Raw genomic sequence first — 26,773 nt, 5'->3', positions numbered from 1 at the left:
ATGCACCTCGCTCGCCGTTCGATCCCGACCAGGAGTGTTCTGAGCTCACCACGATGTGGGTTGGTCGGAAGTCCCGCGGTGGTGGTCGGCTAGCGTCGGGGCGTGTTGCTGCCTGGGGTGTCGGTGCCGGGGGCGGATCTGCCTGTTCGGGCGGTGCTGCCTGCCACGGTTGATGCGGTGCGTTCGCGGGGGACCGCGGTGCTGGTGGCGCCGCCTGGGTCGGGGAAGACCTCCTTGTTGCCGTTGGCACTCGGTGATGCGCTCGGGGGGACGATCGTCGTTGCGGAGCCGCGGCGGATGGCGACCCGGGCGGCGGCGGCTCGGTTGGCGACGTTGGTGGGCGAACCGCTGGGGCAGCGGATCGGTTATGCGATGCGTGGTGAGCGCAGCGGCGGTCAGGGGCTCCGGGTCGAGGTGGTGACGACCGGGCTTCTCGTACGGCGGTTGCAGCAGAACCCGGAGTTGCCTGGGGTCGCCGCGATCGTGATCGACGAGTGCCACGAGCGGCATCTGGATGCTGATCTGCTGCTGGCGTTCTGCCTCGATGTCCGGGCGAATCTGCGGGAGGATCTCGCGCTCGTCGCGACGTCGGCGACGCCGGACACGGTCAGGTTGAGTCGGGCTTTGGGTGCTGAGGTTGCGGCGCCGGTGATCACGGCGTCTGCCGCGCTGTACGACGTGGCGGTCGAGTGGGCGCCGCCGCCGGTGCCTGTGCCGTTGCTGCCTGGTGGGCGGGTCGATCCGCGCTTGCTGGATCACGTTGCGGCCGTCGTACGGCGGGCGTTGGCTGAGAACGAGGGCGACATCCTCGTCTTCGTGCCGGGGGAGGGCGAGATCAACGGGGTGACCCGGCGGTTGGCCGGTGAGAACGTGCTGCCGTTGTTCGGCCGGCAGTCCAGGGCCGAGCAGGATCGCGCGCTGGCGCCGGGTGCTGCGCGCCGGATCGTGGTGACGACGTCGGTCGCGGAGAGTTCGCTGACGGTGCCTGGGGTTCGGGTGGTGGTCGACTCTGGTCTCGCCCGGGAACCGCGGACGGATCAGTCCCGGGGGCTGGGTGCGTTGGTGACCTGCCGGGTTTCGAAGTCGTCGGCTGATCAGCGGGCGGGGCGTGCTGGGCGGGAGGCGCCCGGACGGGTCTATCGGTGCTGGTCGGCCACCGACCACGCACATCTCGACGATCATCCGGCGCCGGAGATCGCGATCGCCGATCTGGCCGGGTTCGCGCTCGATCTTGCGGCGTGGGGTGCGCCGGCTGGTGACGGGCTGACCTTGCTCGAGGCCCCGCCGGCTGTTGCGATGACCGCGGCCACTGATCTGCTGCGCCGCCTCGACGCCGTGGACGACCGCGGCCGGATCACCGAGCGAGGGCGGCGGATGGCGGCGGTCGGGGCGCATCCGCGGTTGGCTCGGGCGTTGCTGGACGGTACGCCGAGGGTTGGTGCGGATCGGGCGCGTGAGGTGGTGGCGATGCTGTCGGACGACTCGGCTCGTGACTTCGGAGATGACTTGCCGGCTCGCTGGCGGGCGCTCCGGCGTGGCGAGGACCGCGGAGCTACAGCCCGTTGGAGAGAAGAAGCCAAGCGCCTTAATCGAGGTACGACGGTCGACGACACGGTGGGCGGAGACAGGGTGCGGTCGACCGGCACGGTACCTGATGATCTTGCAGCAGGAATCGTGGTGGGACTGGCATATCCAGATCGGATCGCGCGGATTCGCGGCGCTGACTCGGCGACGTACCAGATGTCGGGCGGCACCGGCGCCGCGCTGGATCCGCAGTCGCCGTTGCGGAACACAGCCTGGCTGGCGATTGCGGTGGCCGATCGGGCGCCCGGGCGCGCGGACGCCAGGATCCGGTCCGCGGCGCCGATCGACGAGCAGACCGCGCGGGACGTCGCGGGCGAGCTCGTCACGACCACCGACCAGATCCGCTGGGACGACGGCCGGATCGTCACGCGGCGCATCGAGGCGCTCGGCGCGATCGTGCTCAACGACGTACCGCTGGCCAAGCCCGACCGGCTGCTCGTCCAAGCGGCTGTCCGGGACGGCATCCGCCGCAGCGGTCTGTCCGTACTGCGGTGGTCCGAGGCGGCGCTCGCCTTGCGGGAGCGGCTCGCGTTCTGCCATGCGCACCTCGGAGACCCGTGGCCCGCGGTCGACGACGAAGCCCTGCTGGCCAACCTGGACGAATGGCTGGGGACCGAGCTCGCCTCGGTGCGACGCGCAGGTGATCTCGCCCGCATCGACGTGGCGTCAGCGCTCCGGCGACTGCTGCCCTGGCCCGCGGCGACCCGCTTCGGCGAGCTCGCGCCGGAACGGCTCAAGGTCCCCTCGGGCTCCGAAGTACGACTCGCGTACGACGGCGCCGAGCCACCGGTCCTCGCCGTGAAGCTGCAGGAAGTCTTCGGCTGGACCACCACACCGGTCGTCGCGGACGGTCGGGTCCCGGTCGTCCTGCACCTGCTGTCGCCGGCCCGGCGCCCGGTCGCGATCACGAGCGACCTGGCGTCGTTCTGGAAGCAGGGCTATCCCCAGGTCCGCGCCGACCTGCGCGCCCGGTACCCGCGCCATCCCTGGCCGGAGGATCCACTCACCGCCGTCCCGACCAAGCGCGTGAAACCGCGCCAATGAACGGAGATACGCTGAACACCATGGATGTTCTGTCTGCGGCGGGCGAGCGCACCGCTCGTGAGCTGCGTGGCCTCGCGCGCGTGCTCGTCCGGTCCGGCTACGCGGACCGTGCGGCGGTGACTTCCGCGCTGACCGAGGCCGTCCAGGAGGACGCGCCCGCGGCGGACCCGGCGGCCGTCGTACCGGAGTTGATCGCCGAGGCATGGGCTGATGTGAAGGCCGATGCGGAGACCTGGCCGGCTGAGACCGGGCCGGACCGGCTGGACGCCGTACTGGCTGAGCTGGAGTCGTTGGGGATCGTCGTCGTGCGGTACTGCGCGGATCACCACGACGCCCGCCGGGCGCTGGAGGCCGCGACCGATCCGAAGGGGCTGGTGTTCTTCACCGACACCGACGTCTGGCACGCCGTCGACTTCGGGATGCTGGAGTTGAAGGTCTGGCACCCCGACACCGCGAACGTCGCGCCCGGTGAGCCGCTGCTGGACGACGTACTGGCGCTGCTGCACGAGCGGGATCTGCCGGCGACCTTCGACGAGGGACGCATCGAGGTCACCGTGGACTGGCAGCGGAGGGTCGAGCTGTGATCGGCGTCTTCGCCCTGCAGGGCAACGTCCGCGAGCACCTCCAGATGCTGGCCCAGGTCGGCGAGCAGGCCGTGCCCGTACGCCGGCCGTCCGAGCTTGACGCCGTCGACGCGCTCGTGCTGCCGGGGGGCGAGTCGACGACGATGTACAAGCTGGCGCGGTCGTTCGAGCTGTTCGAGCCGCTGCAGAAGCGGATCGCGGACGGGATGCCGGTGTTCGGGACGTGCGCCGGGATGATCATGCTCGCGGACCGGATCACCGGCGGGATCGAGGGCCAGGAGACGCTCGGCGGGCTCGACGTCACCGTCCAGCGGAACGCGTTCGGGCGGCAGGTCGACTCGTTCGAGGCCGATCTGGAGTTCGCGGCCTTCGACGCGCCGTACCACGCGGTGTTCATCCGGGCACCTTGGGTGGAGCGGGTCGGGCCCGACGTGGAGGTACTGTCGACGGTGAGGTCCGGCCCGGCGATGGGTAGGATCGTCGCGGTTCGCCACGATCGGCTGCTGGCCACGTCGTTCCACCCCGAGATGACGGGTGACGCCAGGCTGCACGGGTACTTCGCCGACCTGGTGCGTGACCTCTAAGTCTGTTCGGCGGTAGAAGGGTTGGGTTCGCGATGTCAGGCCACTCCAAATGGGCCACCACCAAGCACAAGAAAGCGGTCATCGACTCGAGGCGCGCCAAGCTCTTCGCGAAGCTGATCAAGAACATCGAGGTGGCCGCCCGCACCGGCGGCGGTGACCTGGCCGGGAACCCGACCCTGTACGACGCGGTGCAGAAGGCCAAGAAGTCGTCGGTCCCGAACGACAACATCGACCGCGCGGTCAAGCGTGGCTCCGGCGCCGAGGCCGGTGGCGCGGACTGGCAGTCGATCACCTACGAGGGCTACGGCCCGAACGGTGTCGCGATGCTGATCGAGTGCCTGACCGACAACCGCAACCGCGCCGCGGCCGACGTCCGGACCGCGATGACCCGCAACGGCGGCTCGCTGGCGGACCCGAACTCGGTCGCGTACCTGTTCAACCGCAAGGGCGTCATCGTGGTGAACAAGGAGCAGGACGGCAAGACCTACTCCGAGGACGACGTGATGGAGGCCGTGCTCGAGGCCGGCGCCGACGAGGTCAACGACCTCGGCGAGGCCTTCGAGGTGATCAGCGAGGCGACCGACCTGGTCAAGGTCCGGACCGCGCTGCAGGACGCCGGGATCGACTACGAGTCGGCCGACGCGTCGTTCGTCCCGTCGATGACGGTCGAGCTGGACGCCGACGGCGCGAACAAGATCTTCCGGCTGATCGACGCGCTCGAGGACAGCGACGACGTGCAGAACGTGTACGCGAACTTCGACGTGTCGGACGACGTGATGGCCGAGGTCGGCTGACGCTTTTCTTTTGAGCAGCGGCGCCGGGGATGCCTCCCGGGCGCCGCTGCTGTCTTGTGGCCTTTGTTAACTCGTGGGTAACATCTGCCGCATGGCGACTCAGGTGCTGGCGATGTGGGAGCGGTTGCGCACGGTTCCGGGCGGTCCGCGGATCTTCTCCTTCGCGTTCAGCCGGCGGGCGCCGTACTTCGGATCCATCCGGCCGCGCTTCGTCCAGGTCAGCCCGAACTTCGCCTCCCTGGTGCTGCCCAAGCGCCGCGCGGTGCAGAACCACATCGGCACCGTGCACGCGATCGCCGTCTGCAACGGCCTCGAGGCCGCGATGGGCGCACTCGCCGAGGCGACCGTCCCGGCCGGCAAGCGCTGGCTGCCGAAGGGCATGGACGTCGCCTACCTGGCCAAGTCCACCTCGGACCTGACCTGCACCGCGGAGACCGACCCGTCCGCCTGGACCGCCGGTCCCGACGTACCGGTTCGCGTCAAGGCGACTCGTACCGACGGCACGGTCGTTGTCGAGGGCACCATCAATCTCTGGGTCACGGACCGGAAGTAGCGGTATTGCTGTCGCTCGGTTCAGATGCCCGTCGTAGGGTCTGGGCGTGACCGATGCGCTGCGACTTGTCGACATCACCGAAGACCAGCTGGACGCCGTACTGCGAGTGAGGGCCCGGTCGTTCGGCCCGTTGCCCGGCTCCTCGCGGGAGCAGTGGCACAAGGACGCGGTGGAGTTCCTGGAGGACGGCCGGTACGTCGGGGTGGTGGACGGCGACGAGGTGATTGCCGCGGCGCGGATTTGGGACTTCCGGCAGTGGTGGGGCGGGCGGCAGGTCCCGATGGCCGGGATCGCCGGAGTGGTGGTGTCCCCGGAGTACCGGGGGCGTGGCGTCGGCAGCATGCTGATGCGCGGGGTGCTGCAGCGGAGCATCGACCGGGGTTTCCCGCTCACCGCGCTGTACCCGGCGACCACGGTGATCTACCGCAAGCTCGGCTACGAGTTCGGCGGTGGACGGTACCGGTTCTCCTTCCAGGCGGCGGATCTGCGGTCCCTGGGCGGTCGCGGCGTCGACATCCGCCGGGCCGGTCCTGCGGACGCCGGGCGGTTCCTGGAGCTGGTCGCCGAGGCGCACGAGGGCGGGCGGGCCAGCGGCGTACTGGGGTGGCCGGAGGCGAAGGTGGCCGAGTGGCTGGCCGACGACGAGGACGTCTTCGCCTACCTCGCCGACGACGGGTTCGTCGTCTACAACTGGGACGGCAACAACCTGCGGGTCGACGAGCTCATCGCCCACTCCGAGACGACCGCGCGGGCGCTGTGGGCCACTGTCGGCTCCGGCTCGTCGACAGCCCGGACGGTGCACGCCTACATCTCGCCGAACGACCCGGTGCACCTGCTGGCGCAGCTGGAGGCGGACAAGGAGACCCACGTCCAGCACTGGATGCTGCGGCTGCTCGACGCCCCGGCCGCGATCGCCGCGCGGGGCTTCGCGCCCGGTGTGGTCGCCGAGGTCGACCTCTGGTTGGACGACGCTGAGGTGCCTGCCCACTCCGGCCGCTGGCACCTGTCCGTGGCCGACGGCTCCGGCAAGCTGATGCCCTCGGAGGGGACTGGCGACGTACTGCGGCTCGGCTCGCGCGGGCTGTCTGCCCTGTACGCCGGTACGCCGCTGGCCACGCTGCGGGGCTCGGGCCTGGCTTCCGGTGGCTCGGTGGCGGCCGATGGCGTGCTCGACACGGCTTTCGGCGGCGCTCCGGCGTACATGCTCGACTTCTTCTGATCGCGTTGTCCACAAGCACGCGGCGAGTCGATTTCCTGGCGGCCAGACTCCCCGCATAGTGTTTGTCGAACAAACGTTCGGAGGTGGTTCATGCGCGTGCTCGGCGTCGACCCGGGGCTGACCCGGTGCGGCCTCGGCGTGGTCGAGGGTGCGCCCGGACGGCCGCCGAAGCTGGTCGCCGTCGGCGTGATCCGGACGCCGACCGACCTGGACGTCGCGCGCCGGCTGGTCCAGATCGAGGCCGGGATCGAGCAGTGGATCGACGAGCACGCGCCGGACGCGGTCGCGGTCGAGCGGGTGTTCGCGCAGCACAACGTGCGGACGGTGATGGGGACCGCGCAGGCGTCCGGGATCGCGATGGTGGTGGCCGCTCGGCGTGGACTGCCGGTCGCGCTGCACACACCGAGCGAGGTGAAGGCCGCGGTGACGGGCTCGGGCCGGGCTGACAAGGACCAGGTGACCACGATGGTGACCAGGATCCTGCAGCTGCCCGAGCGACCGACGCCCGCGGACGCCGCTGACGCGTTGGCGCTCGCGATCTGTCACGTGTGGCGTGGGGGAGTGACGAGTCGGCTGCAGGACGCGGCGAAGTCTCAGCTGGAGGCCCGCGCGCAGGCACAGTCCAAAGTCCAGTTGGCCAAGGTTCAAGCGGCGCTGGCACAGGCGACCGAAGCCCGGGAGGCACAGCTCCGGGCGGTTCGAGGAGGTAGGCGATGATCGCGTTCGTGCGTGGCCCGGTGGCTGCGATCGGGCTGGACAGTGCGGTGATCGAGGTCGGTGGGATCGGGCTGCAGGTGTACTGCCACCCGGGCACGCTGGCCGGGCTGCGGCCCGGTCAGGAGGCTCGGGTGTCGACCTCGATGGTGGTCCGCGAGGATTCGCTGACGCTGTACGGGTTCGCGGACGACGACGAGAAGAGCCTGTTCGAGCTGCTGCAGACCGCGTCGGGCGTCGGGCCGAAGCTGGCGCAGGCCGCGCTCGCCGTACTGAGTCCTGACCAGCTGCGGCAGGCCGTCGCCTCCGAGGACCTGGCGATGCTGGTGAAGGTGCCGGGCATCGGGAAGAAGGGCGCGCAGCGGATCGTGCTGGAGCTGAAGGACAAGATCGGTGCCCCGTCCAGGACGGTCACCGGGCGTCCGCTGCAGACCACCGAGGCGTGGAAGGACCAGGTGCAGGCCGGTCTGGTCGGACTGGGCTGGTCGGCCCGCGACGCCGAGGACGCGGTGATCGCCGTGTCGCCACTGGCCGACGAGGGCGAGCCGTCCGTCCCCAACCTTCTGCGCGCCGCGCTGCGCGTGCTGTCCAAGGCGTAAGGGATGGAAGACAACGTCAGGCCCCTGGTCTCCGCGGACGCGGTCGACCTCGAGGAACGCAAGATCGAGTCGGCGCTGCGCCCGCGCACGCTGGCCGAGTTCGGTGGGCAGCGCCGGGTCAGCGAGCAGCTCGAGCTGGTGCTGCACGCGGCCCGCGGCCGCAACCGCGCGCCCGATCACGTGCTGCTGTCCGGTCCGCCCGGGCTGGGCAAGACCACGCTGGCGATGATCATCGCGGCCGAGCTGTCGGCGCCGCTGCGGATCACCAGCGGCCCGGCGATCCAGCACGCCGGCGACCTGGCCGCGATCCTGTCCGGCCTCAGCGAGGGCGAAGTGCTGTTCCTCGACGAGATCCATCGGATGTCGCGGCCGGCCGAAGAGCTGCTGTACATGGCGATGGAGGACTTCCGGGTCGACGTCATCGTCGGCAAGGGGCCCGGCGCGACCGCGATCCCGCTGGAGATCCCGCCGTTCACGCTGGTCGGCGCGACCACGCGGGCCGGCCTGCTGCCGGGACCGCTGCGGGACCGGTTCGGGTTCACCGGGCACCTGGAGTTCTACGAGGCGGCCGAGCTGGAGAAGATCGTCAACCGGTCCGCCGCGCTGCTCGACGTCGACATCACGCCGGAGGGTGCCAGCGAGATCGCGTCGCGCTCCCGCGGCACACCCCGGATCGCGAACCGGCTGCTCCGCCGGGTGCGCGACTACGCCGAGGTCCGGGCCGACGGCATCATCACGATCGCGCTGTCGAAGGCCGCGCTCGACCTGTACGAGGTCGACAAGATGGGCCTGGACCGGCTCGACCGCGGCGTGCTCGACGCGCTGTGCCGTCGCTTCGGCGGGGGACCGGTCGGCCTGTCCACGCTGGCCGTCGCAGTCGGTGAGGAACGCGAGACGGTCGAGGAGGTCGCCGAACCGTTCCTGGTCCGCTCCGGCTACCTCGCCCGTACGCCGCGCGGCCGCGTCGCCACTCCCGCCGCCTGGCGCCACCTGGGGCTCAGCGTCCCCAAGAACGCCACCTTCGCCGACACCCTGTTCGACGCCGAGGACGAGTAACCGCCGCGGGTGCGTCGGCGGTTCCGCCGGCCGGGGGACTCCGTACGCGGCCGGGGACTCCGCGGTGCCTCGTCCCGCGGCCGCGGGAAATCCGCGGTGCGTCGTACGGCCAAGGGAACTCCGCGGTGCGTCGTACGGCCAAGGGAACTCCGGGGTGCGTCGTACACGTTGAAGGAGTACACCGCGCACCCAGTGCGGTGGCTCGGGTACGCCGCGCGAGCCGGGATCGGCGTACGGTGGCGAGTAACGCAAACGTGACCCGGTGTCATGCGGCACTTGTCGCCGCCCAGGGTTAGACTCCCCGGTGGCCTGACCTCGGGCCATCCCGTGACGACCTGCGCGCGCAGAGCGTGCCGGGCCCCCGCAACCGACGAAGGATTCTGAGTCCCGATGGAACTGCTCGCCGTACCGATGGCCTCCTCCGGGGGCGGCTCGGGCTTCACGCTCCTGCTCCCGCTGATCCTGATCGTCGGAATGATCTGGTTCATGAGCCGCACGCAGCGCAAGCAGCGCCAGAAGCAGGCCGACACGGTGGCTGCGCTGTCTCCCGGCACCAAGGTGGTCACCACCAGCGGCATGGTCGGCGTCGTCGAAGAGGTCGACGACGAGTACGTCACCCTCGAGATCTCCGACGGGATCCTGGTCCAGTTCGTCAAGGCCGCGGTCGGCCGGGTGCTCCCCGACGACGCCGGTGACGACGAGCTGACCGCCGACGCGGCGGCCGACGAGCCGTCCGAGGCCCCGGTGGAGGACCGGGTCACGGACGAGGTGCCGGAGCGCGACACCGTCGACGTACCGGAGACGGGCGACCCGAAGGCGCAGGACAAGAAACTGCCGCCGACGCACACCGAGAACTGAACTTCCCCGTCCTATCGGCGTGCGGCGCGCCCGGGCGTCACCCTGACACCCCGGCGCGCCCAGAAGCGCAAAGGTTGAATCTGACGTGGCATCAACGACGACATCCCGCCCAGGGCGGCTCCTGATCGTCTTGGGAGTCATCCTGGTCCTGCTGTTCGGGATCATGGGGCTGACCAAGCACTGGGCGCCCAAGCTCGGCCTGGACCTGCGCGGTGGCACCACCATCACGCTCACCGCGAAGTCCCTGGCCGGTGGCGGTTCCATCACCGCCGAGCAGCTGGCCGAGGCGAAGAACATCATCTCGCAGCGGGTCAACGGCGCGGGCGTCGGCGAGGCCGAGATCACCACCGCCGGTGGCAACCACATCAACGTGGCGGTCCCCGGTGCCAACCAGGACAGCCTGGTCAAGCAGGTCGGCCAGACCGCCCTGCTGTACTTCCGGGTCGTGTACGACGCGCAGCAGGCGGTGCCGCCGCCGGCTCCGACGGCCACGCCGACCGGCAAGCCGACCACGACGCCGAAGCCGAGCACCACGCCGAAGCCGTCGACCACGCTGAAGCCGAGCACCACCCCGTCGCCGAACGGCCGCGGCTGGAGCAGCGCGCTCGGCGAGGCCGACACCCCGACGCCGTCGGTGAAGCCGAGCACTCCGGCGACCCCGCCGGCCACGCCCCCGGCGACCCCGCCCGCGAACAGCGGCGACCCGCTCGCCTGGCAGCCCGACGCGGCCACCACGGCGGCGTTCGCGACCTTCAAGTGCCCCGACGGGAAGAACGCGAAGCCCGAGGACAACCCGGACAAGCCGCTGTTCTCCTGCGACAAGGCCGGCACCAGCAAGTACCTGCTCGGCCCCGCGATCCTCAAGGGCACCGACCTGTCCGACGCCAGCGCGGGCATCCCGCAGGGCGGCTTCCAGTGGCAGGTCAACCTGAACTTCAACAGCGAGGGTGGCGACAAGTTCCTCAAGGCCACCACCGCGATCGCCCAGCGCGGCCAGGGCAACAACCTGTTCGCGATCGTGCTGGACGGCGAGACCATCTCGACGCCGAGCGTCGACCAGCCGATCCCCGGCGGTCAGGCACAGATCAGCGGCAGCTTCACCGAGACCGAGGCCCGCGACCTGGCCAACGTCCTCAAGTACGGCGCGCTGCCGGTCTCGTTCGACATCTCGTCGGTGGAGACCATCTCGCCGCAGCTCGGCGGTGACCAGCTGTCGGCCGGGATCACCGCGGGCATCATCGGCCTGGCGCTGGTGATCATCTTCTCGTTCCTGTACTACCGCGGCCTCGGCCTGGTCGTGGTCGCCTCGCTGGCGGCCGCGGCGGCGCTGACGTACGCGTCGGTGGTGCTGCTCGGCCAGGCGATCGGGTTCACCCTGACGCTGGCCGGGATCGCCGGTCTGATCGTGGCGATCGGTATCACCGCGGACTCGTTCGTCATCTACTTCGAGCGACTCCGCGACGAGGTCCGCGAGGGCCGCAGCCTGCGCTCCTCGGTGGAGACCGGCTGGACCCGGGCCAAGCACACGATCATCGCGGCCGACTCGATCTCGCTGCTGGCCGCCGTCGTGCTGTACATCCTCGCGGTCGGCGGCGTGAAGGGCTTCGCGTTCACGCTCGGCCTGACCACGCTGATCGACCTGCTGGTGGTGTTCATCTTCACCAAGCCGCTGGTCACGCTGCTGGCCCGGACCGACTTCTTCGGCCACGGTCACAAGCTGTCCGGCCTCGACCCCGAGCACCTCGGGGTGGAGCGCCTGCCCGGCCAGATGAAACCGGCCGCCCGTCCGGCCAAGTCGACGCGCAAGCCCGTGGGAGGGGAGGTCTGATGTCGAAGCTCGGAAACATCGGTGCGAAGCTGCACCGCGGTGAGGTCTCCTACGACTTCATCGGCAAGCGCAAGGTGTGGTTCACCGTCTCGCTGGTCCTGGTCGCGATCTCGGTGATCGGCCTGGCCGTCCGCGGCCTGGCGCTCGGCATCGAGTTCAAGGGCGGCACGGAGTACCAGACCTCGGTCCGCGTCACCGACAGCACGGTCGACGACTTCACCAACGCGGTGAAGGCGACCAACGCCCAGGACCTCGGCGACCCGGTCGTCACCACGGTCGGCAGCGACAAGGTCCGGGTCCAGACCCGGCCGCTGAGCCAGGACGACATCACCAAGGTCCGCAACGCGATCGCCCAGCAGGCCGGCGTCCAGCCGAACCAGGTCAGTACGTCGCAGATCGGCGCCTCCTGGGGTGACCAGATCGCGCACAAGGCCGTGCTCGCGCTGATCGTCTTCCTGGTCCTGGTCTTTCTGGTGATCTGGATCTACTTCCGCGAACCCAAGGCCTCGATGGCCGCCATCATCGCGCTGCTGCACGACGTGCTGATCACGGTCGGCGTGTACGCGCTGATCGGGTTCGACGTCACCCCGGCCACGGTGATCGGCGTCCTGACGATCCTCGGGTACTCGCTGTACGACACCGTCGTGGTCTTCGACAAGGTCCGCGAGAACACCCGCGGCATCACCGGCTCGAACCGCTACACCTACAGCGACGCGACCAACCTGGCCGTCAACCAGACCGTCGTCCGCTCGATCAACACCACGCTGATCGCGCTGATGCCGGTCGGCTCGATCCTCGTCGTCGGCACGGTCGTGCTCGGCACCGGTCCGCTGAAGGACCTGTCGCTGGCGCTGTTCGTCGGTATCGCCGTCGGTGCGTACTCCTCGGTCTTCATCGCCCCGGCGCTGCTGGCCACCTTCAAAGAGCGCGAGCCGGGCATGCAGGCGCTGCGCCGCCGAGTACTCGCCAAGCGGGCCCAGCAGAGCGGTTCGGCCCCGGCCGTCGCCGGTGCCGAGCCGGCGGGTGCGCTGGTCGGTGGCGGCGGCGCCGCGACCGCCGTACGGCCGCAGGACCGTGCGCCCAAGGCCGGTACGCCGGTGGCGTCGAGCCGGCCGGTGAAGTCGACCAGCGCGGCCGGGCGGCCGCAGCCGAGCCGCAAGCCGCGCTCCAAGCGCGGCAAGTGATCACCTCGACGAAGGGTTGCTGATGCGCTCGCTGGAAGACGTCCTGGCCCAGGGCATCCGCGACATCCCGGACTACCCGCAGCCGGGGGTGCTGTTCAAGGACATCACCCCCCTGCTGGCCGATCACACCGGGTTCACCCAGGTGGTCGAGGCGCTGGCCGCGTTCGGCAAGGACGACGACGGCGAGGTCGTGGTCGACAAGGTGGTCGGGATCGAGGCCCGCGGCTTCATCCTGGCCGCCCCGGTCGCGCTCGCGCTCGGGGCCGGGTTCGTCCCGGTCCGCAAGCAGGGCAAGCTGCCGGCGGCGACGTTCGCGGAGTCGTACGCGCTGGAGTACGGCGAGGCGACGATCGAGGTGCACCAGGACGCGTTCGCGCCCGGCGACCGGGTGCTGGTGATCGACGACGTGCTCGCCACCGGCGGCACGGTCGAGGCGTGCCTGCGGCTGATCCGGCGCTGCGGGGCCGAGGTCGTCGGTACCGCCGTACTGATCGAGCTGTCGTTCCTGCCCGGTCGCAAGCGGCTGGCGGACGAGCGGGTGGACGCCCTCGTCACTGTGTGAAACCGGCCGGTTGGTCGAATCGGCGTGTTGTCCACAGGCCGTGTCCACCTCGTTGGTCGTGACCCCCTAGACTGGTGGTCTGTCGGCGGAGGGACACAACGTGGGCGAAGACCCGGCGATGACGTCAGCGGTACCGGATGTGGTGCCGCACGAGCCTCCGCGCGCGCCCGCACCGGTGCGCCCGGTCAGCTCGGCGCCGCCGCCTGCCGCCCAACCGCCGCGGATCGCGCCCGCCCGGGTGCGCGCCCGGCTCGCCCGCCTGGGGGGCACCCGCCACCCGAACCGGGCCCCGATGCTGGAGCCGCTGTTCCGGGTCGTCCGGGCGACCCACCCCAAGGCCGACCTGGCGATGATCGAGCGCGCCTACCGGACCGCGGAGAAGCACCACACCGGCCAGCTGCGCAAGAGCGGTGACGCCTACATCACCCATCCGCTCGCCGTCGCGACCATCCTGGCCGAGCTGGGCATGACCGCGCCGACGCTGTGCGCCGCGCTGCTGCACGACACCGTCGAGGACACCGACTACACGATCGCCGAGCTGACCAAGGACTTCAGCGAAGAGATCGCGATGCTGGTCGACGGCGTGACCAAGCTGGACAAGGTCAAGTACGGCGAGTCCGCGCAGGCCGAGACGATCCGCAAGATGGTCGTCGCGATGGCCAAGGACATCCGGGTGCTGGTGATCAAGCTCGCCGACCGGCTGCACAACATGCGCACACTCGGCTTCCTGCGGCAGGAGAAGCAGGAGCGGATCGCCCGCGAGACCCTCGAGATCTACGCCCCGCTGGCCCACCGGCTGGGTATGAACACGATCAAGTGGGAGCTCGAGGACCTGTCGTTCTCGACCCTGCACCCGAAGGTGTACGACGAGATCGTCCGCCTGGTCGCCGAGCGCGCGCCGTCGCGCGACGAGTACCTGGCCTCGGTGATCGACCAGGTCCACGAGGACCTGCGCGCCGCGAAGGTGAAGGCGACCGTCACCGGCCGGCCCAAGCACTACTACTCGATCTACCAGAAGATGATCGTCCGCGGCCGCGAGTTCGGCGACATCTACGACCTGGTCGGCATTCGCGTGCTGGTCGAGTCGGTCCGGGACTGCTACGCCGCGCTCGGCGTCCTGCACGCGCGGTGGAACCCGGTCCCCGGCCGGTTCAAGGACTACATCGCGATGCCGAAGTTCAACATGTACCAGTCGCTGCACACCACCGTGATCGGCCCGCAGGGCAAGCCGGTGGAGCTGCAGATCCGGTCCTTCTCGATGCACCGGCGCGCGGAGTACGGCATCGCCGCGCACTGGAAGTACAAGGAGGACCCGAACGCGCCGGCCCCGGAGGCGGGCGCCGCGCCGACCACCGACGTCAGCACGCCGAACGAGATGCCCTGGGTGCGGCAGCTGGTCGACTGGCAGCGGGAGACCTCCGACCCGTCGGAGTTCCTCGACTCGCTGCGGTTCGAGATCAACAACTCCGAGGTCTACGTCTTCACCCCGCGCGGCGACGTGATGTCGCTGCCGACGGGCTCGTCGCCGGTCGACTTCGCGTACGCCGTGCACACCGAGGTCGGGCACCGCTGCATCGGCGCCCGGGTGAACGGCCGGCTCGTCCCGCTGGAGAGCACGCTCGAGAACGGCGACGTCGTCGAGGTGTTCACCTCGAAGGCGCAGGGCGCGGGTCCGTCCCGCGACTGGCTCGGGTTCGTCAAGAGCCCGCGCGCGCGGAACAAGATCAAGCACTGGTTCTCCAAGGAACGCCGCGACGAGGCGATCGAGCACGGCAAGGACGCGATCGCCAAGCAGCTGCGCAAGGAGGGTCTGCCGCTGCAGCGCCTGCTGTCGCACGAGACGCTCACCGCGGTCGCGAACTCACTGCGCTATCCCGACGTGACCGGTCTGTACGCCGCGGTCGGCGAGAGCCACGTCAGCGCCCAGGCCGTCGTCCGGCGGTTGATCGAGACGTACGGCGGGGAAGAGGGCGCGGCCGAGGACCTGGCCGAGGGCCTGCGACTCCCGCAGACGCGCGAACGGCGCAAGCGCACCGCGCGCGGCGACGCCGGGGTCATCGTCAAGGGCGCGACCGACGTACTGTCCAAGCTGGCCCGGTGCTGCACGCCGGTTCCCGGTGACGAGATCATCGGCTGGGTCACCCGCGGCGCGGGCGTCTCGGTGCACCGGGCGGACTGCGCGAACGTCGAGAACCTGCAGACCCAGCCCGAGCGCATCGTCGAGGTCGAGTGGGCCCCGACCGCCCAGTCGGTCTTCCTGGTCGCCATCCAGGTCGAGGCCCTGGATCGGGCGCGGTTGCTGTCGGACATCACGCGAGTCCTGTCGGACTACCACGTGAACATCCTCTCGGCGGCGCTCACCACCACCCGCGACCGGATCGCCAAGTCCCGCTTCACGTTCGAGATGGGCGACCCGACGCATCTGGGGCACGTGCTGAAGGCAGTGCGCTCGGTTGAGGGCGTCTTCGACGTCTACCGCGTCACGCAGTAGGAGGGTCGGGCCGGCCCATTGGTCCGACCCGACCCTCGTTCCTCGGCCGGTAGTTCCTGGGGGAGTAGGCGATGGTGGCGTTCGAGTCCGGTCTGGAGCTCAGCGGGCGGTTCTACTCCGAGGCTGTCCGGCCGATGCTGGACTCGGCCTTCCCCGGTCTGCCGCACGCGGCAGCCCTGATGGGGCGTGGCTCGGAGGTGCTGGGCTTCGACGACCCGATGTCGACGGACCACGACGGGTTGCCGCGGATCCAGCTGTTCCTGCGCGACGAGGACCTGGACCGGTACGCCGAGCCGCTGCGTCAGCAGGTCCCCTCGTCCTTCGCGGATCGCCCCACCGACGTCAGCCTCCACACCGTGCGGAGCTACTTCACGCGGCACCTCGGCATCGACCCCGACAGCTCGCCGGAGGCGCGGGACTGGCTGACGTTCTCGGAGCAGAGCCTGCGGAAGATCACCGCCGGCAGGGTCTTCCACGACGAGGTCGACCTGGAGCCGGCGCGTCAGCGCTTCGCCTACTACCCCCACGACGTCTGGCTCTACCTGCAGCTGGCCGGCTGGTGGCGCATCCACCCGGAGGTCAACCTCGTCGGCCGCGCCGGCCAGGCCGGCGACGAGCTCGGTTCGGCGCTGATCGGTTCCCGGCTCGTGCACGACCTGATGCACCTGTGCTTCCTGCAGGAGCGCGTCTACGCGCCGTACGCCAAGTGGTTCGGCACGGCGTTCAGCCGACTCGCCTCTGCCGCGGAGCTGACGCCGGTGCTGTCGGACGTCGTCCGGGCCCGCTCCTGGCGTGAGCGCGAGGACGCGCTGCTGACGGCGTACGGACTGGTGGCCGCCCGGCACAACGCGCTGGCCATCACGCCGCCGGTCGCGACCGAGGTGGTCCAGATGTGGGACCGCCCGTTCAAGGTGTTCTGGGGACCTTTCCCGGAAGCACTCGCCGCGCGGATCACGGACCCCGAGGTCAAAGCCCTGGCCGACCGCTGGCCGGCCGGAGCCGTCGACCAGGTCCGCGAACTCCTCTGGCATCCCCGCGAACGCGCGGCGCTGCTCAGCCTCTTGTCGCCGCCTGAGCCGTGCTAGCTGCTGAAGCCGGCCCAGGTGCAGGCGCTGCAGGTGAGTCCCGTGCTAGCTGCTGAAGCCGGGCCAAGTGGAGGCGCCGCAGCTGATTCCCGCGCTAGCTGCTCGTGTGCTGCTGGGTTGCCTTCGGTCCTGCGCCAGTGGGGATGTCCAGGCCGGCGAGGAACGCCGTGGCGGCTGGCGGGCGGGTGAAGCGGTTCCAGACGACGTACTCGACGCGGCCGGGGGCGTCGGTGACCTCGATCGTCGTCAGGCCGGTGAGCTGGGGGACGTACGCCGACGGGAGCAGCGCGATGCCGAGGCCGTTGACGACCAGGCGCGCGATGAAGTCGGCGTTGGTGACCTCGTAGGCGACATCGCGGGTGAGGCCGGCGGCGGCGAAGGCCTGGTCGGTCTGGGCGCGTCCGGCGGTCCTCGCCGGGAGGTCCACGAAGACCTCGGACGCGAGCCTGCTCAGGCTGACGGCTGATTCGCCGGCCAAGGGGTGGTCGGGAGCGACCGTGGCGACCAGCCGGTCGCGGCCGAGCTCCCAGGCGTCGACGCCGTGCGGCCGGGCGGTGGTCGGCAGTCCGAGGAACGCAAGGTCGATGGCTTCGGCCCTGACCTGCTCGACGAGTTCGTCGCTGGCGCCGACGCGCAGGCTGATCCGCACGTCGGGGTACTGCTCGTGGAACGTGCGCAGCGCTCGCGGGATGTCGACCGCGGCGACCGTGGGGATCAGCCCGACGGCGAGCCGGCCACGGATCTCACCGACCGCCGCGGCGGCGAGTGCGGTCGCGCGCTCGGCGGCGTCGAGGCACTGGCGAGCGGCCGGGAGGAACGCCGTACCGGCCGGGGTCAGCTGCACGCGCCGGCTGCTGCGTTCGAACAGCCGGAAACCGAGTTCGCGTTCGAGGCGCGCGATCTGGTGGCTGAGCGCGGACTGGACCACGTGGCAGCGCTCGGCGGCCCGGGTGAAGTTGTTCGTCTCGGCGACGGCGACGACGTACCGGATCTGCTGCAGCTCCATCGGTCCATCGTGATTCACGATCGATCCGATGACAAACATGTGTTGGACTCATCGATCCCGGCGGCTGGAGACTTTCAGCGAACCCTCCAGAAAGCGCTGAGGAGAAATGAGCACATCCGTGGAAACTCCGGCCTCGACGGTCAAGTCGTGGCTGGGCGTCGCTGTCATCACCGCCAGCCTGTTCACGTTCGTCACCACCGAGCTGATGCCGGTCGGCCTGCTCACCCCGATCGGCGCGAGCCTCGGCATCTCCGTCGGCGTCGCCGGCCTGATGGTCACGCTGTACGGCGTCTCCGCCGGTCTGGGCGTGCCGTTCATCGTCGCGTGGACCCGCCGCGTCAACCGGCGGGCGCTGCTGTCCGCCCTGCTGACAGTCCTTGCCATCGGCAACTTGATTACCGCGATCTCGCCGAACTACCCGCTGGTGCTGACCGCCCGGCTGCTGATGGGGTTCGCCAACGGCGTGTTCTGGGCGATCGGCGTCAGCATGGCGATGCGCCTGGTCCCGCAGCACCGCGCCGGCCGAGCCGCGGCGGTCGCCCTGTCCGGCATCTCGATCGCCACCGTCGCGGGGATCCCGCTGGGGACGTTCCTGGAAAGCCTCACCAGTTGGCGTACGACGTTCCTGATCTGGAGCGGCCTCAGCGCCCTGGTCCTCGTCGCGGTCGCCGCCGTCGTACCGTCGCTCCCGTCGAGCAACGCCGTCCCGGTCCGTGAGGTTTTCGCGCTACCACTCAAGAACATCCCGCTGCGCCTGGTGATGATCACCGTCGCCCTCTACGTGCTGGGCCACTTCGCGGCGTACACCTTCGTCCGCCCGTTCCTGGAGGAGAACTCGTCGGTCACGCCCGGCTTCATCGCCACCCTCCTGATCGTGTACGGCGCAGGCGGCGCGATCGGCAACTTCGTCGCCGGCTACACCACCACGCTCAACCTCGCCGCCACCTTCGCCATCGCCCGCGCCGGCCTGGTCGCCGCCCTCCTCCTACTCCTCACCATCGGCCACACCACCCCCGGCGCGATCATCGCCCTGGCCCTGTGGGGCATCTCCTTCGGCGCCGCCAACCTCTGCCAGATCAACCTCACCCTCGCCGCCGCCCCCAACACCTTCGAAGCCGCCATGTCGATCAACACCCTCGCCTACAACACCTCCATAGCCCTCGGCGCCCTACTCGGCGGCCTGACCGCCGATCAATCCAGCGTCACCAGTGCCGTGTACTTCGGCCTGGCCCTGACCACCGCGTCGCTACTGACCACCCTCATCCGCCGCCGCAGTTCCACCACCGCCACGGGAGCTACCCAGCCATGACCCCTCACCACCAAGCCACCAACCGAGCCACGCAGGAAACATAACCCTCATCACGAAGGCACCAACCGAGCCGCGGCTGCCGCAGATCCAGCGCGCGCCTGCCCACCGCCCGATCACCGCCACCCACCACCGTCCAACCCCCACCCGTCGCCAGACCCAACGCTCAGCAGGCGCCCCGAGGCTCCTCCGCAGCAGGTTCGACGGCGGTGGCCGTCGCCCACCACTGATCAACCGCCGTCCGCCGGCGGACTCCACGCTCAGCAAGCGGGTTAAAGGCCTCGGCCCAGCAGGTTGATCAGTGCTGGGCGGCGATGGGCGCCGGCTACCAGCGGCGGGGGAGGCGGGGTTGTTGGCTGAGGTAGCTGCCTACGGCCAGTTCCAGGGCGGGGTAGCTGCCCCAGAGGTCCGGGCGGCGGACGGAGATGATGTGCCAGCCGAGCTTGGCCAGCTCCTCCTGGCGGCGTTCGTCGCGGGCTTGCTGGCGGGGGCGGGAGTGCCAGCGGTCGCTGTCGTACTCGAGGCCCAGGCGGCGGCCGTCCTCGAGAGGCTCGGGGTAGGCGAGGTCGAGGCGGTACTTGCCGGCGTGGACCTGGAGGGCCGGGCGGGGGAAGCCGGCGTCGAGGAGGCGGAGGCGGAGCCAGGACTCGCCGGGGGATTCGGCGCGAGCGTCGGCGTACTCGAGGATTCGTCGGGCCTGCCAAATGCGTGGCTGGTCGGAGTGGGACGCCAGTTGGCGGAGTACGTCGAGGGTGGTCGCCCCTGAGCGGAGAAAGGCGTCGACTGCTGACAGGGCGAAAGGGCGCGGGAGGTTCGTCGCGAGGGCCAGGGCGGTGGAGGCGGGGGAGGTGACCTGCAGGCCGGCGAGCTCGACGGTGTCGGTCGGTTGGTTGGTCCACTGCAGGCCGGGCTCGCCCGATTCGCCGAGGGCGGTGGTGTCGATTCCGTGGATCCAGGCCGCGGTGCGGCCGCAGGCGGTCGCGTCCGGTGGGAGCAGCCGAGTGACCGACAGGGCGCGGAGCTCAGGGGTGTCGGGAACGCGGGCGTCGACGTACACGCCTTTCAGCACCGGACGGATCTGTCCCGAGCCGAGGAGCCAGTTGAGTTTGCGCCCGACCTGACGACCCGTGAAGGGCAGGCCGCAGAAGTACAGCGGGGAGTCCATCACCGAAGGATGGTCGATGACCATCCTTCGGTGATTTCAGTTGTCCACAGGTCAGCTGAAGTCTGCGAGCGCGTTCTGGGCCTGGGTGAGCCATTCGCGGCGGGCGGCGATGGCCTCGCGGGCTTCCTTGGCCTTGCGGGCGTTGCCTTGGGCCTCGTGCTTGGACGCTTGCTTCTCCAGGTCCGTGATCAGGGACTGGAGTTGCTTGACCGTGGCCTCGGCTCGGGCTCGGGCTTCGGGGTTGGTGTTGTTCCAGACCTCGTCCTCGGCGGACTTGACGGCCTGCTCGACGGCGCGCAGGCGGCCGTCGATGGAGCGCATCGAGTCGCGGGGGACCTTGCCGATCTCGTCCCAGCGGTCGAGCAGGCCGCGGAGCTGTTCGCGGGCGGCCTTGGCGTCGGTGACCGGGAGGATCGCCTCGATCTCGACCAGAAGGGCTTCCTTGGCCTGCAGGTTGGCCTGCTGCTCGACGTTCTCCTCGGCCTGGACGGCGTCACGGGCGCCGAAGAAGGTGTCCTGGGCGCTGCGGAAGCGGGCCCAGAGCTTGTCGTCGACCTCGCGCGGCGCGGGGCCGGCGGCCTTCCACTGGCGCATCAGGTCGCGGAAGCGGCCCGACGTCGGGCCCCAGTCGGTCGACGTCGCGATCGACTCGGCCTCGGCAGCCAGGCGTTCCTTGACCGTGGCGGCCTCGTCGCGCTTGGAGGACAGCTCGGCGAAGTGCTGCTTGCGGTGCCGCGTGTACGTCGTACGCGCCGACGAGAACCGGTGCCACAGCTCGTCGTCGCTGGACTTGTCCAGCCGCGGCAGCGCCTTCCACTCGTCGAGGAGCTCGCGCAGCCGGGTGACGCCGTGCCGCCAGTCGGTGCCGGCGGCGATCGTCTCGGCCTCGGTGGCGATCTTGGTCTTGGCCTCGCGGGCCTCCTCGACCTTCGCCGCACGCTCGGCCTTCTTCTTCTCGCGCTGCTGGGCGACCAGCGGGGTGAGCGCCTCGAGCCGGGCGAGCAGGCCGTCCAGGTCGCCGACCGCCTGGGCGTCGGTGATCGAGCTGGTCACCTTCTTCACCGCGGCGCGGGCGTCGTCGGGCGACACCGTGCCGGCCTGCACCCGCTTCTCCAGCAGGTCCACCTCGAACGCCAGCGCGTCGTACCGTCGGGTGTAGAAGGCGAGGGCCTCCTCCGGGTTCGCGTCCGGCCACTGGCCGACCGCCCGTTCGCCGTCCTTGGTCCGGACGTACACCGTTCCGTCGTCTGCTACCCGGCCCCAGCTTTCCTCGGCCACAACTCGCCCCTTCCGGCGGTATGCACTGCGCTCGTGCCCATTCTGGTCGGCCCCTGGTCCATCCGGGTGCACAGGGTCCGGCCGGGCGCGTCGGAACTCCTCCCGGCGCTTATCACTGAACAATCACAAACAAGCAGCCCGGACGCAACGGGGTTGCCGTCACAATCCGGCGTACTCCGGGCCGGCGCCCACCCGGACCAGTACTGTCTGCTTGAAATTTGAATCACGGGGAACGGGGCGAATCATCGATGGCAGACACGCGACGGCTGCACTTCGTCGGCACCATGCCGCAGTTCGGTACGGCGGCCGAGGCGTTCACCTGGCAGCTCACCGAGCTCGGTGCACAGGTCCGGCGCCTCAGTGGCGGCGAGACCGGGCCGCGACTGGCGTGGTTCGTACCGCTGGTCAAGGAACTCAAACGGCACCCCAAGATCCGTGCGGTCCGGGAAGGCGACTGGACCGACTACGACGACGTCGACCGGCTGGCCGTTCGTCGCGGTGAGCAGCTGACGAGCGGTGACATCCCGTTGCACCTCGCCGAGTGGGCCAAGGAGGAACTGGCCGTGCTCGAGGACAGCGGCTCGCCGGCCACGCCCGATCGGCCGCTCCAGATCGGTGTCCCGGGCTACCTCGACATGGCGCTGTTCATCTTCGGCCCGAGCGGCGCGATCCGGCACGGCCGGGCGTTCCTGGACGCCGTGGCGGCGCAGATCGAAGAGATCAGCGCCGTTGCCGGCGACCGGGTGGTCTATCAGCTGGAGACCCCGGCCGCGCTGATCGCGGTCAGCTCCGCCCCGCCGCCGATCCGGGCAGTCCTCGCCGACCTGATGAGTCGAATGGTCCTTCGGCAGGTCGCTAGCGCACCGCAGCGAACCCGGTTCGGCCTCCACCTCTGCTTCGGCGACATGGGCCACGAGGCGAAGCTGCAGCCCAAGACCGCCGCTCCGCTCGTCACATTGGCCAACGCCCTGCAGCGGCACTGGCCGCAGGGCAGCACGCTCGAATACCTTCATCTGCCGCTCTGCGGCGGCCAGCAACCGCCGAGCACCGACCCGGCGTTCTACGCGCCCCTGAAGAAGCTGAACGGCGAGCCTCCGCTCGTCGCCGGCATCGCGCACGAAGCGCAGCCGCTCGCCGACCAGTTCGTCGTACGACGCCTGGTGGAGGACGCCGTCGGCCGGCCGGTCGACATCGCGACCGCCTGCGGGCTCGGCCGCCGTACGCCGGAACAGGCGGCCGACGCGGTCGCGCGGATGCGGGCGCTGCTGGGCTGAAACCCGGTACCTGCGGGGAGGGGGCCGACCGGTAGCCTTGGATGGTCCCGCACCCGTTCAGGAAGGTCAGTCGTGCTCATCGCCGGGTTCCCCGCGGGGTCGTGGGGTACGAACTGCTACGTGGTCGCCACCGGCCAGGGCGCTGAGTGCATCGTGATCGACCCGGGTCAGGACGCCGCGAAGGGCGTCGACCAGGTGGTTCGGGAGAACAAGCTCAAGCCGGTCGCCGTCCTGCTGACGCACGGCCACATCGACCACATGTTCTCGGTGCTGCCGGTCTGCGGGACCTACGACAGCACCGCCTGGATCCACGCCGACGACCGGCACCTGCTGAGCGACCCGATGGCCGGGATCAGCGCGGAGAGCGCGCGGATGCTGCTCGGCGGTGACCACAAGTTCGCCGAGCCGGACGACGTCGCCGAGCTCAAGGACGGCCAGGCGCTCGAGCTGGCCGGGCTGCAGTTCACGGTCGACCACACCCCGGGGCACACCCGCGGCTCGGTCACCTTCACCACGCCGTACGACGGGCCGGAGGACGTCCCGGCGGTGCTGTTCTCCGGGGACGTGCTGTTCGCCGGGTCGATCGGCCGGACGGACCTGCCCGGCGGCGACCATCCGACGATGCTGCATACGTTGGCCACCAAGATCCTCCCGATGCGCGACGAGATCGTCGTGCTGCCGGGTCATGGTGGCCAGACGACCATCGGCCGGGAGAAGGCGACCAACCCCTACTTGCAGGACCTGGAGACATAAGGCAATGGCAAAGGTGACCCCGATCAGTGGGTTCCCCGAATTCCTCCCGTCGGACCGGATCGTCGAGCAGCACTTCCTCGACGTGATCCGGGAGACGTTCGAGCTGCACGGGTTCGCCTCGATCGAGACCCGCGCGGTCGAGCCGGTCGAGCGGCTGTCGAACCAGGGCGAGGACGCGGACAAGGAGATCTACGCCGTACGCCGGCTCGGCGCGGCCGCCGACGACGAGGGCCCGGGCCTCGGGCTGCACTTCGACCTGACGGTCCCGTTCGCCCGCTACGTGCTGGAGAACTCGGGCAAGCTCGCGTTCCCGTTCCGCCGCTACCAGATCCAGAAGGTCTGGCGGGGCGAGCGGCCGCAGGAGGGCCGGTACCGCGAGTTCACCCAGGCCGACATCGACGTGGTCGGCGACGGCACGCTGCCGTTCCACTACGAGGTCGAGCTGCCGCTGGTGATCGCCGACGCGTTCAGCAAGCTGCCGATCCCGCCGTTCCGGATCCAGGTCAACAACCGGCAGATCCCCGAGGGGTTCTACCGCGGCCTGGGCGTCGAGGACGTCACCGCGGTCCTGCGGATCGTCGACAAGCTGGACAAGATCGGTCCGGACAAGGTGACCCAGCTGCTGACCGCGGCCGACGGTCCAGCGCTGGAGGCCGAGACCGCCAAGCAGGTGCTGCGGCTGGCCGAGATCTCGTCGACCGACGCGTCGTTCGTCGAGCAGGTGCGGGCGCTCGGCGTCCAGCACGAGGTGCTCGACGAGGGCCTGGAGCGGCTGGCCGCGATCATGACGGCGGCCAACGAGCACGCCCCCGGCCTGCTGGTCGCCGACCTGAAGATCGCCCGCGGCCTGGACTACTACACCGGCACGGTCTACGAGACCCAGCTGATCGGGCACGAGTCCTACGGCTCGATCTGCTCCGGCGGCCGGTACGACGCGCTCGCGACCGACGGCAAGACGACGTACCCGGGCGTCGGCATCTCGATCGGTGTCAGCCGCCTGCTGGCCCGGCTGTTCAGCCAGGGCCTGCTCAAGGGCAGCCGCAGTACGCCGACCGCCGTCCTGGTCGCGCTGAACGACGAAGCCGACCGCGCCGACGCGATGCGGACGGCGGCGGTGCTCCGGCAGCGTGGCATCCCGGTCGAGGTCGCGCCGGCCGCGGCCAAGTTCGGCAAGCAGATCAAGTTCGCGGACCGTCGCGGCATCCCGTTCGTCTGGTTCAGCACCGAGAACGGCCCCGAGGTCAAGGACATCCGCAGCGGTGAGCAGGTGCCGGCCGACCCGGCGACCTGGACGCCGCCGCAGCACGACGTACGACCCAGCATCGAAACCCCACAGGAGAACTCGTGATCCGTACCCATTCCGCCGGCTCGCTCAGGGCCGAGCACACCGGGCAGACCGTCACCCTGGCGGGCTGGGTGGCGCGGCGGCGCGATCACGGTGGCGTGGCGTTCATCGACCTGCGCGACTCCAGCGGCACCGTCCAGGTGGTCATCCGCGACGAGGAGGCCGCGCACGGCCTGCGCTCGGAGTACTGCCTGAAGATCGTCGGCACCGTCGCGGCGCGCCCCGAGGGCAACGCGAACCCCGACCTGCCGACCGGTGAGATCGAGATCATCACCGAGGAGATCGAGGTCCTCAGCGAGGCCGCGCCGCTGCCGTTCCCGGTCGAGGAGCACCACGCGACGCCGGTGAACGAGGAGGTCCGGCTGAAGTACCGGTACCTCGACCTGCGGCGGCAGGGCCCCGGCGCCGCGCTGCGCCTGCGCAGCAAGGTGAACAAGGCGGCCCGCGACGTCCTGGCCAAGCACGACTTCGTCGAGATCGAGACGCCGACGCTGACCAAGTCGACGCCGGAAGGCGCCCGCGACTTCCTGGTCCCGGCGCGTCTGCAGCCGGGCTCTTGGTACGCGTTGCCGCAGTCGCCGCAGCTGTTCAAGCAGCTGCTGATGGTGGCCGGGATGGAGCGGTACTACCAGATCGCCCGCTGCTACCGCGACGAGGACTTCCGCGCCGACCGGCAGCCGGAGTTCACCCAGCTCGACGTCGAGATGAGCTTCGTCGACCAGGACGACATCATCGCGCTGTCCGAGGAGATCCTGGTCGAGCTGTGGAAGCTCGCCGGGCACGAGGTGCAGACGCCGATCCAGCGGATGACGTACGCCGAGGCGATGGCCCGCTTCGGCTCCGACAAGCCCGACCTCCGGATGGGTCTGGAGCTGGTCGAGTGCACCGACTACTTCAAGGACACCCCGTTCCGGGTCTTCCAGGCGCAGTACGTCGGTGCGGTCGTGATGCCGGGTGGCGCCGACCAGCCGCGCAAGCAGCTGGACGCGTGGCAGGACTGGGCCAAGCAGCGCGGCGCCAAGGGTCTCGCGTACGTGCTGGTCGGTCAGGACGGCGAGCTGGGTGGCCCGGTCGCCAAGAACCTGTCCGAGCAGGAGCGCGCCGGCCTCGCCGACCACGTGGGCGCCAAGCCGGGCGACTGCATCTTCTTCGCCGCCGGCCCGGTCAAGTCGTCGCGCGCGCTGCTCGGTGCGGCGCGGCTGGAGATCGGCCGTCGCGGCGGCCTGATCGACGAGTCGGCCTGGTCGTTCGTGTGGGTCGTCGACGCGCCGCTGTTCGAGCCGGCCGACGACGCGACCGCCGCCGGTGACGTCGCCGTCGGTTCGGGCGCCTGGACCGCCGTGCACCACGCGTTCACCTCGCCGAAGCCGGACTCGCTGGCGACCTTCGACACCGACCCGGGCTCGGCCCTGGCCTACGCCTACGACATCGTCTGCAACGGCAACGAGATCGGCGGCGGGTCGATCCGTATCCACCGCGAGGACGTGCAGAAGCGCGTGTTCAAGGTGATGGGCCTGACCGACGAGGAGGCCACCGAGAAGTTCGGCTTCCTGCTCGACGCGTTCAAGTTCGGCGCCCCGCCGCACGGCGGCATCGCGTTCGGCTGGGACCGGATCACCGCGCTGCTGGCCGGCGCGGACTCGATCCGCGACGTGATCGCGTTCCCGAAGTCCGGCGGCGGCTACGACCCGCTGACCGCGGCGCCGGCGCCGATCACCCCGGAGCAGCGCAAGGAAGCCGGCGTCGACGCCAAGCCGGAGGACAAAGAGGCCAAGGCCTAGTTCGGCCTCGAGCAGTACCGCGCACGGTGCCGTGGCAGGTAGCGGTCACGGCACCGTGTGATGGGGGTGGAAAGGGTTGAGCGTCGCCCGGCGTCGGTGGAAAGTGACAGAGTCGCCTCGCGGAGT

The 26,773-nt window shown here is 70.2% G+C and carries 23 protein-coding genes; 20 read left to right on the top strand and 3 right to left on the bottom strand.

Features of this window, described 5'->3' with window-relative positions:
• Window positions 1–102 precede the first annotated feature (102 nt).
• From hrpB to ABD235_RS12880, 15 genes are all read left to right on the top strand, one after another.
• On the top strand, window positions 103–2,628 hold the full coding sequence (gene hrpB, locus ABD235_RS12950) for an ATP-dependent helicase HrpB (RefSeq protein ID WP_344173527.1): 2,526 nt from the start codon (window positions 103–105) through the stop codon (window positions 2,626–2,628).
• Window positions 2,629–2,648: 20 nt separating this feature from the next.
• Window positions 2,649–3,212, top strand: a complete 564-nt coding sequence (locus tag ABD235_RS12945) for a DUF6891 domain-containing protein (protein ID WP_344173525.1) — start codon at window positions 2,649–2,651, stop codon at window positions 3,210–3,212.
• On the top strand, window positions 3,209–3,796 hold the full coding sequence (gene pdxT, locus ABD235_RS12940) for a pyridoxal 5'-phosphate synthase glutaminase subunit PdxT (RefSeq protein ID WP_344173523.1): 588 nt from the start codon (window positions 3,209–3,211) through the stop codon (window positions 3,794–3,796). The genes ABD235_RS12945 and pdxT overlap by 4 nt, the downstream gene beginning before the upstream one ends.
• A 32-nt stretch (window positions 3,797–3,828) precedes the next feature.
• A complete protein-coding gene (locus tag ABD235_RS12935; RefSeq protein ID WP_344173521.1) occupies window positions 3,829–4,590 on the top strand; it encodes a YebC/PmpR family DNA-binding transcriptional regulator in 762 nt (253 codons plus the stop codon).
• A gap of 91 nt (window positions 4,591–4,681) precedes the next feature.
• Window positions 4,682–5,143 carry a hotdog fold domain-containing protein gene (locus ABD235_RS12930; protein ID WP_344173519.1) on the top strand — a complete coding sequence of 154 codons (462 nt, stop codon included), beginning with the start codon at window positions 4,682–4,684 and terminating at the stop codon, window positions 5,141–5,143.
• Window positions 5,144–5,189: 46 nt separating this feature from the next.
• Complete coding sequence (locus ABD235_RS12925) at window positions 5,190–6,362, top strand: GNAT family N-acetyltransferase (protein ID WP_344173517.1); 1,173 nt, start codon at window positions 5,190–5,192, stop codon at window positions 6,360–6,362.
• Between the two features lie 90 nt (window positions 6,363–6,452).
• Window positions 6,453–7,079 carry a crossover junction endodeoxyribonuclease RuvC gene (gene ruvC / locus ABD235_RS12920; protein ID WP_344173515.1) on the top strand — a complete coding sequence of 209 codons (627 nt, stop codon included), beginning with the start codon at window positions 6,453–6,455 and terminating at the stop codon, window positions 7,077–7,079.
• The gene (gene ruvA, locus ABD235_RS12915; RefSeq protein WP_344173513.1) at window positions 7,076–7,675 is read left to right on the top strand and encodes a Holliday junction branch migration protein RuvA; all 600 of its coding nucleotides are present in this window, start codon (window positions 7,076–7,078) and stop codon (window positions 7,673–7,675) included. The genes ruvC and ruvA overlap by 4 nt, the downstream gene beginning before the upstream one ends.
• Window positions 7,676–7,678: 3 nt before the next feature.
• Complete coding sequence (gene ruvB / locus ABD235_RS12910; RefSeq protein WP_344173511.1) at window positions 7,679–8,731, top strand: Holliday junction branch migration DNA helicase RuvB; 1,053 nt, start codon at window positions 7,679–7,681, stop codon at window positions 8,729–8,731.
• Between the two features lie 390 nt (window positions 8,732–9,121).
• Entirely contained in the window at window positions 9,122–9,589 is a 468-nt protein-coding gene (gene yajC, locus ABD235_RS12905) for a preprotein translocase subunit YajC (RefSeq protein ID WP_344173509.1), read from the top strand.
• Window positions 9,590–9,713: 124 nt separating this feature from the next.
• Entirely contained in the window at window positions 9,714–11,417 is a 1,704-nt protein-coding gene (gene secD / locus ABD235_RS12900) for a protein translocase subunit SecD (RefSeq protein ID WP_425553109.1), read from the top strand.
• Window positions 11,417–12,601 (top strand): protein translocase subunit SecF, encoded by a 1,185-nt coding sequence (secF, locus tag ABD235_RS12895; protein ID WP_344173505.1) that lies wholly within the window; start codon window positions 11,417–11,419, stop codon window positions 12,599–12,601. Before secD ends, secF begins: the two co-directional genes overlap by 1 nt.
• Before the next feature lie 22 nt (window positions 12,602–12,623).
• Window positions 12,624–13,163, top strand: a complete 540-nt coding sequence (locus ABD235_RS12890; RefSeq protein WP_344173503.1) for an adenine phosphoribosyltransferase — start codon at window positions 12,624–12,626, stop codon at window positions 13,161–13,163.
• 118 nt (window positions 13,164–13,281) lie between these two features.
• A complete protein-coding gene (locus tag ABD235_RS12885) occupies window positions 13,282–15,654 on the top strand; it encodes a RelA/SpoT family protein (protein ID WP_425553101.1) in 2,373 nt (790 codons plus the stop codon).
• A 71-nt stretch (window positions 15,655–15,725) separates the two neighbouring features.
• Complete coding sequence (locus tag ABD235_RS12880) at window positions 15,726–16,739, top strand: DUF4037 domain-containing protein (protein WP_344173501.1); 1,014 nt, start codon at window positions 15,726–15,728, stop codon at window positions 16,737–16,739.
• Between the two features lie 94 nt (window positions 16,740–16,833).
• On the opposite strand, the gene ABD235_RS12875 is transcribed toward ABD235_RS12880, so the two are convergent.
• Complete coding sequence (locus ABD235_RS12875; RefSeq protein WP_344173499.1) at window positions 16,834–17,745, bottom strand: LysR family transcriptional regulator; 912 nt, start codon at window positions 17,743–17,745, stop codon at window positions 16,834–16,836.
• A gap of 106 nt (window positions 17,746–17,851) precedes the next feature.
• Between ABD235_RS12875 and ABD235_RS12870 the strand changes: the two genes are divergently transcribed.
• Window positions 17,852–19,054, top strand: coding sequence for an MFS transporter (locus ABD235_RS12870; RefSeq protein WP_344173497.1), 1,203 nt, complete (start codon window positions 17,852–17,854; stop codon window positions 19,052–19,054).
• Between the two features lie 322 nt (window positions 19,055–19,376).
• Here ABD235_RS12870 and ABD235_RS12865 read toward each other — a convergent pair whose 3' ends face one another.
• On the bottom strand, window positions 19,377–20,216 hold the full coding sequence (locus tag ABD235_RS12865; protein ID WP_344173495.1) for a hypothetical protein: 840 nt from the start codon (window positions 20,214–20,216) through the stop codon (window positions 19,377–19,379).
• A gap of 51 nt (window positions 20,217–20,267) precedes the next feature.
• Window positions 20,268–21,494: a DUF349 domain-containing protein gene (locus ABD235_RS12860; protein ID WP_344173493.1), complete on the bottom strand. Its 1,227-nt coding sequence runs from the start codon at window positions 21,492–21,494 to the stop codon at window positions 20,268–20,270.
• Between the two features lie 248 nt (window positions 21,495–21,742).
• Between ABD235_RS12860 and ABD235_RS12855 the strand changes: the two genes are divergently transcribed.
• The 4 genes from ABD235_RS12855 (at window position 21,743) to aspS (ending at window position 26,647) form a co-directional block, all read left to right on the top strand.
• The gene (locus ABD235_RS12855) at window positions 21,743–22,768 is read left to right on the top strand and encodes a hypothetical protein (protein WP_344173491.1); all 1,026 of its coding nucleotides are present in this window, start codon (window positions 21,743–21,745) and stop codon (window positions 22,766–22,768) included.
• 72 nt (window positions 22,769–22,840) lie between these two features.
• Window positions 22,841–23,521: an MBL fold metallo-hydrolase gene (locus tag ABD235_RS12850; RefSeq protein ID WP_344173489.1), complete on the top strand. Its 681-nt coding sequence runs from the start codon at window positions 22,841–22,843 to the stop codon at window positions 23,519–23,521.
• 4 nt (window positions 23,522–23,525) lie between these two features.
• On the top strand, window positions 23,526–24,869 hold the full coding sequence (gene hisS, locus ABD235_RS12845; RefSeq protein WP_344173487.1) for a histidine--tRNA ligase: 1,344 nt from the start codon (window positions 23,526–23,528) through the stop codon (window positions 24,867–24,869).
• Window positions 24,866–26,647: an aspartate--tRNA ligase gene (gene aspS / locus ABD235_RS12840; RefSeq protein WP_344173485.1), complete on the top strand. Its 1,782-nt coding sequence runs from the start codon at window positions 24,866–24,868 to the stop codon at window positions 26,645–26,647. The genes hisS and aspS overlap by 4 nt, the downstream gene beginning before the upstream one ends.
• Window positions 26,648–26,773: the final 126 nt, after the last annotated feature.

It is taken from the genome of Kribbella lupini, assembly GCF_039529595.1.
Lineage (GTDB): Bacteria > Actinomycetota > Actinomycetes > Propionibacteriales > Kribbellaceae > Kribbella > Kribbella lupini.
The sequence above is the reverse complement of the archived record's forward strand: the minus strand, read 5'-3'. Positions and strand labels throughout refer to the sequence as shown.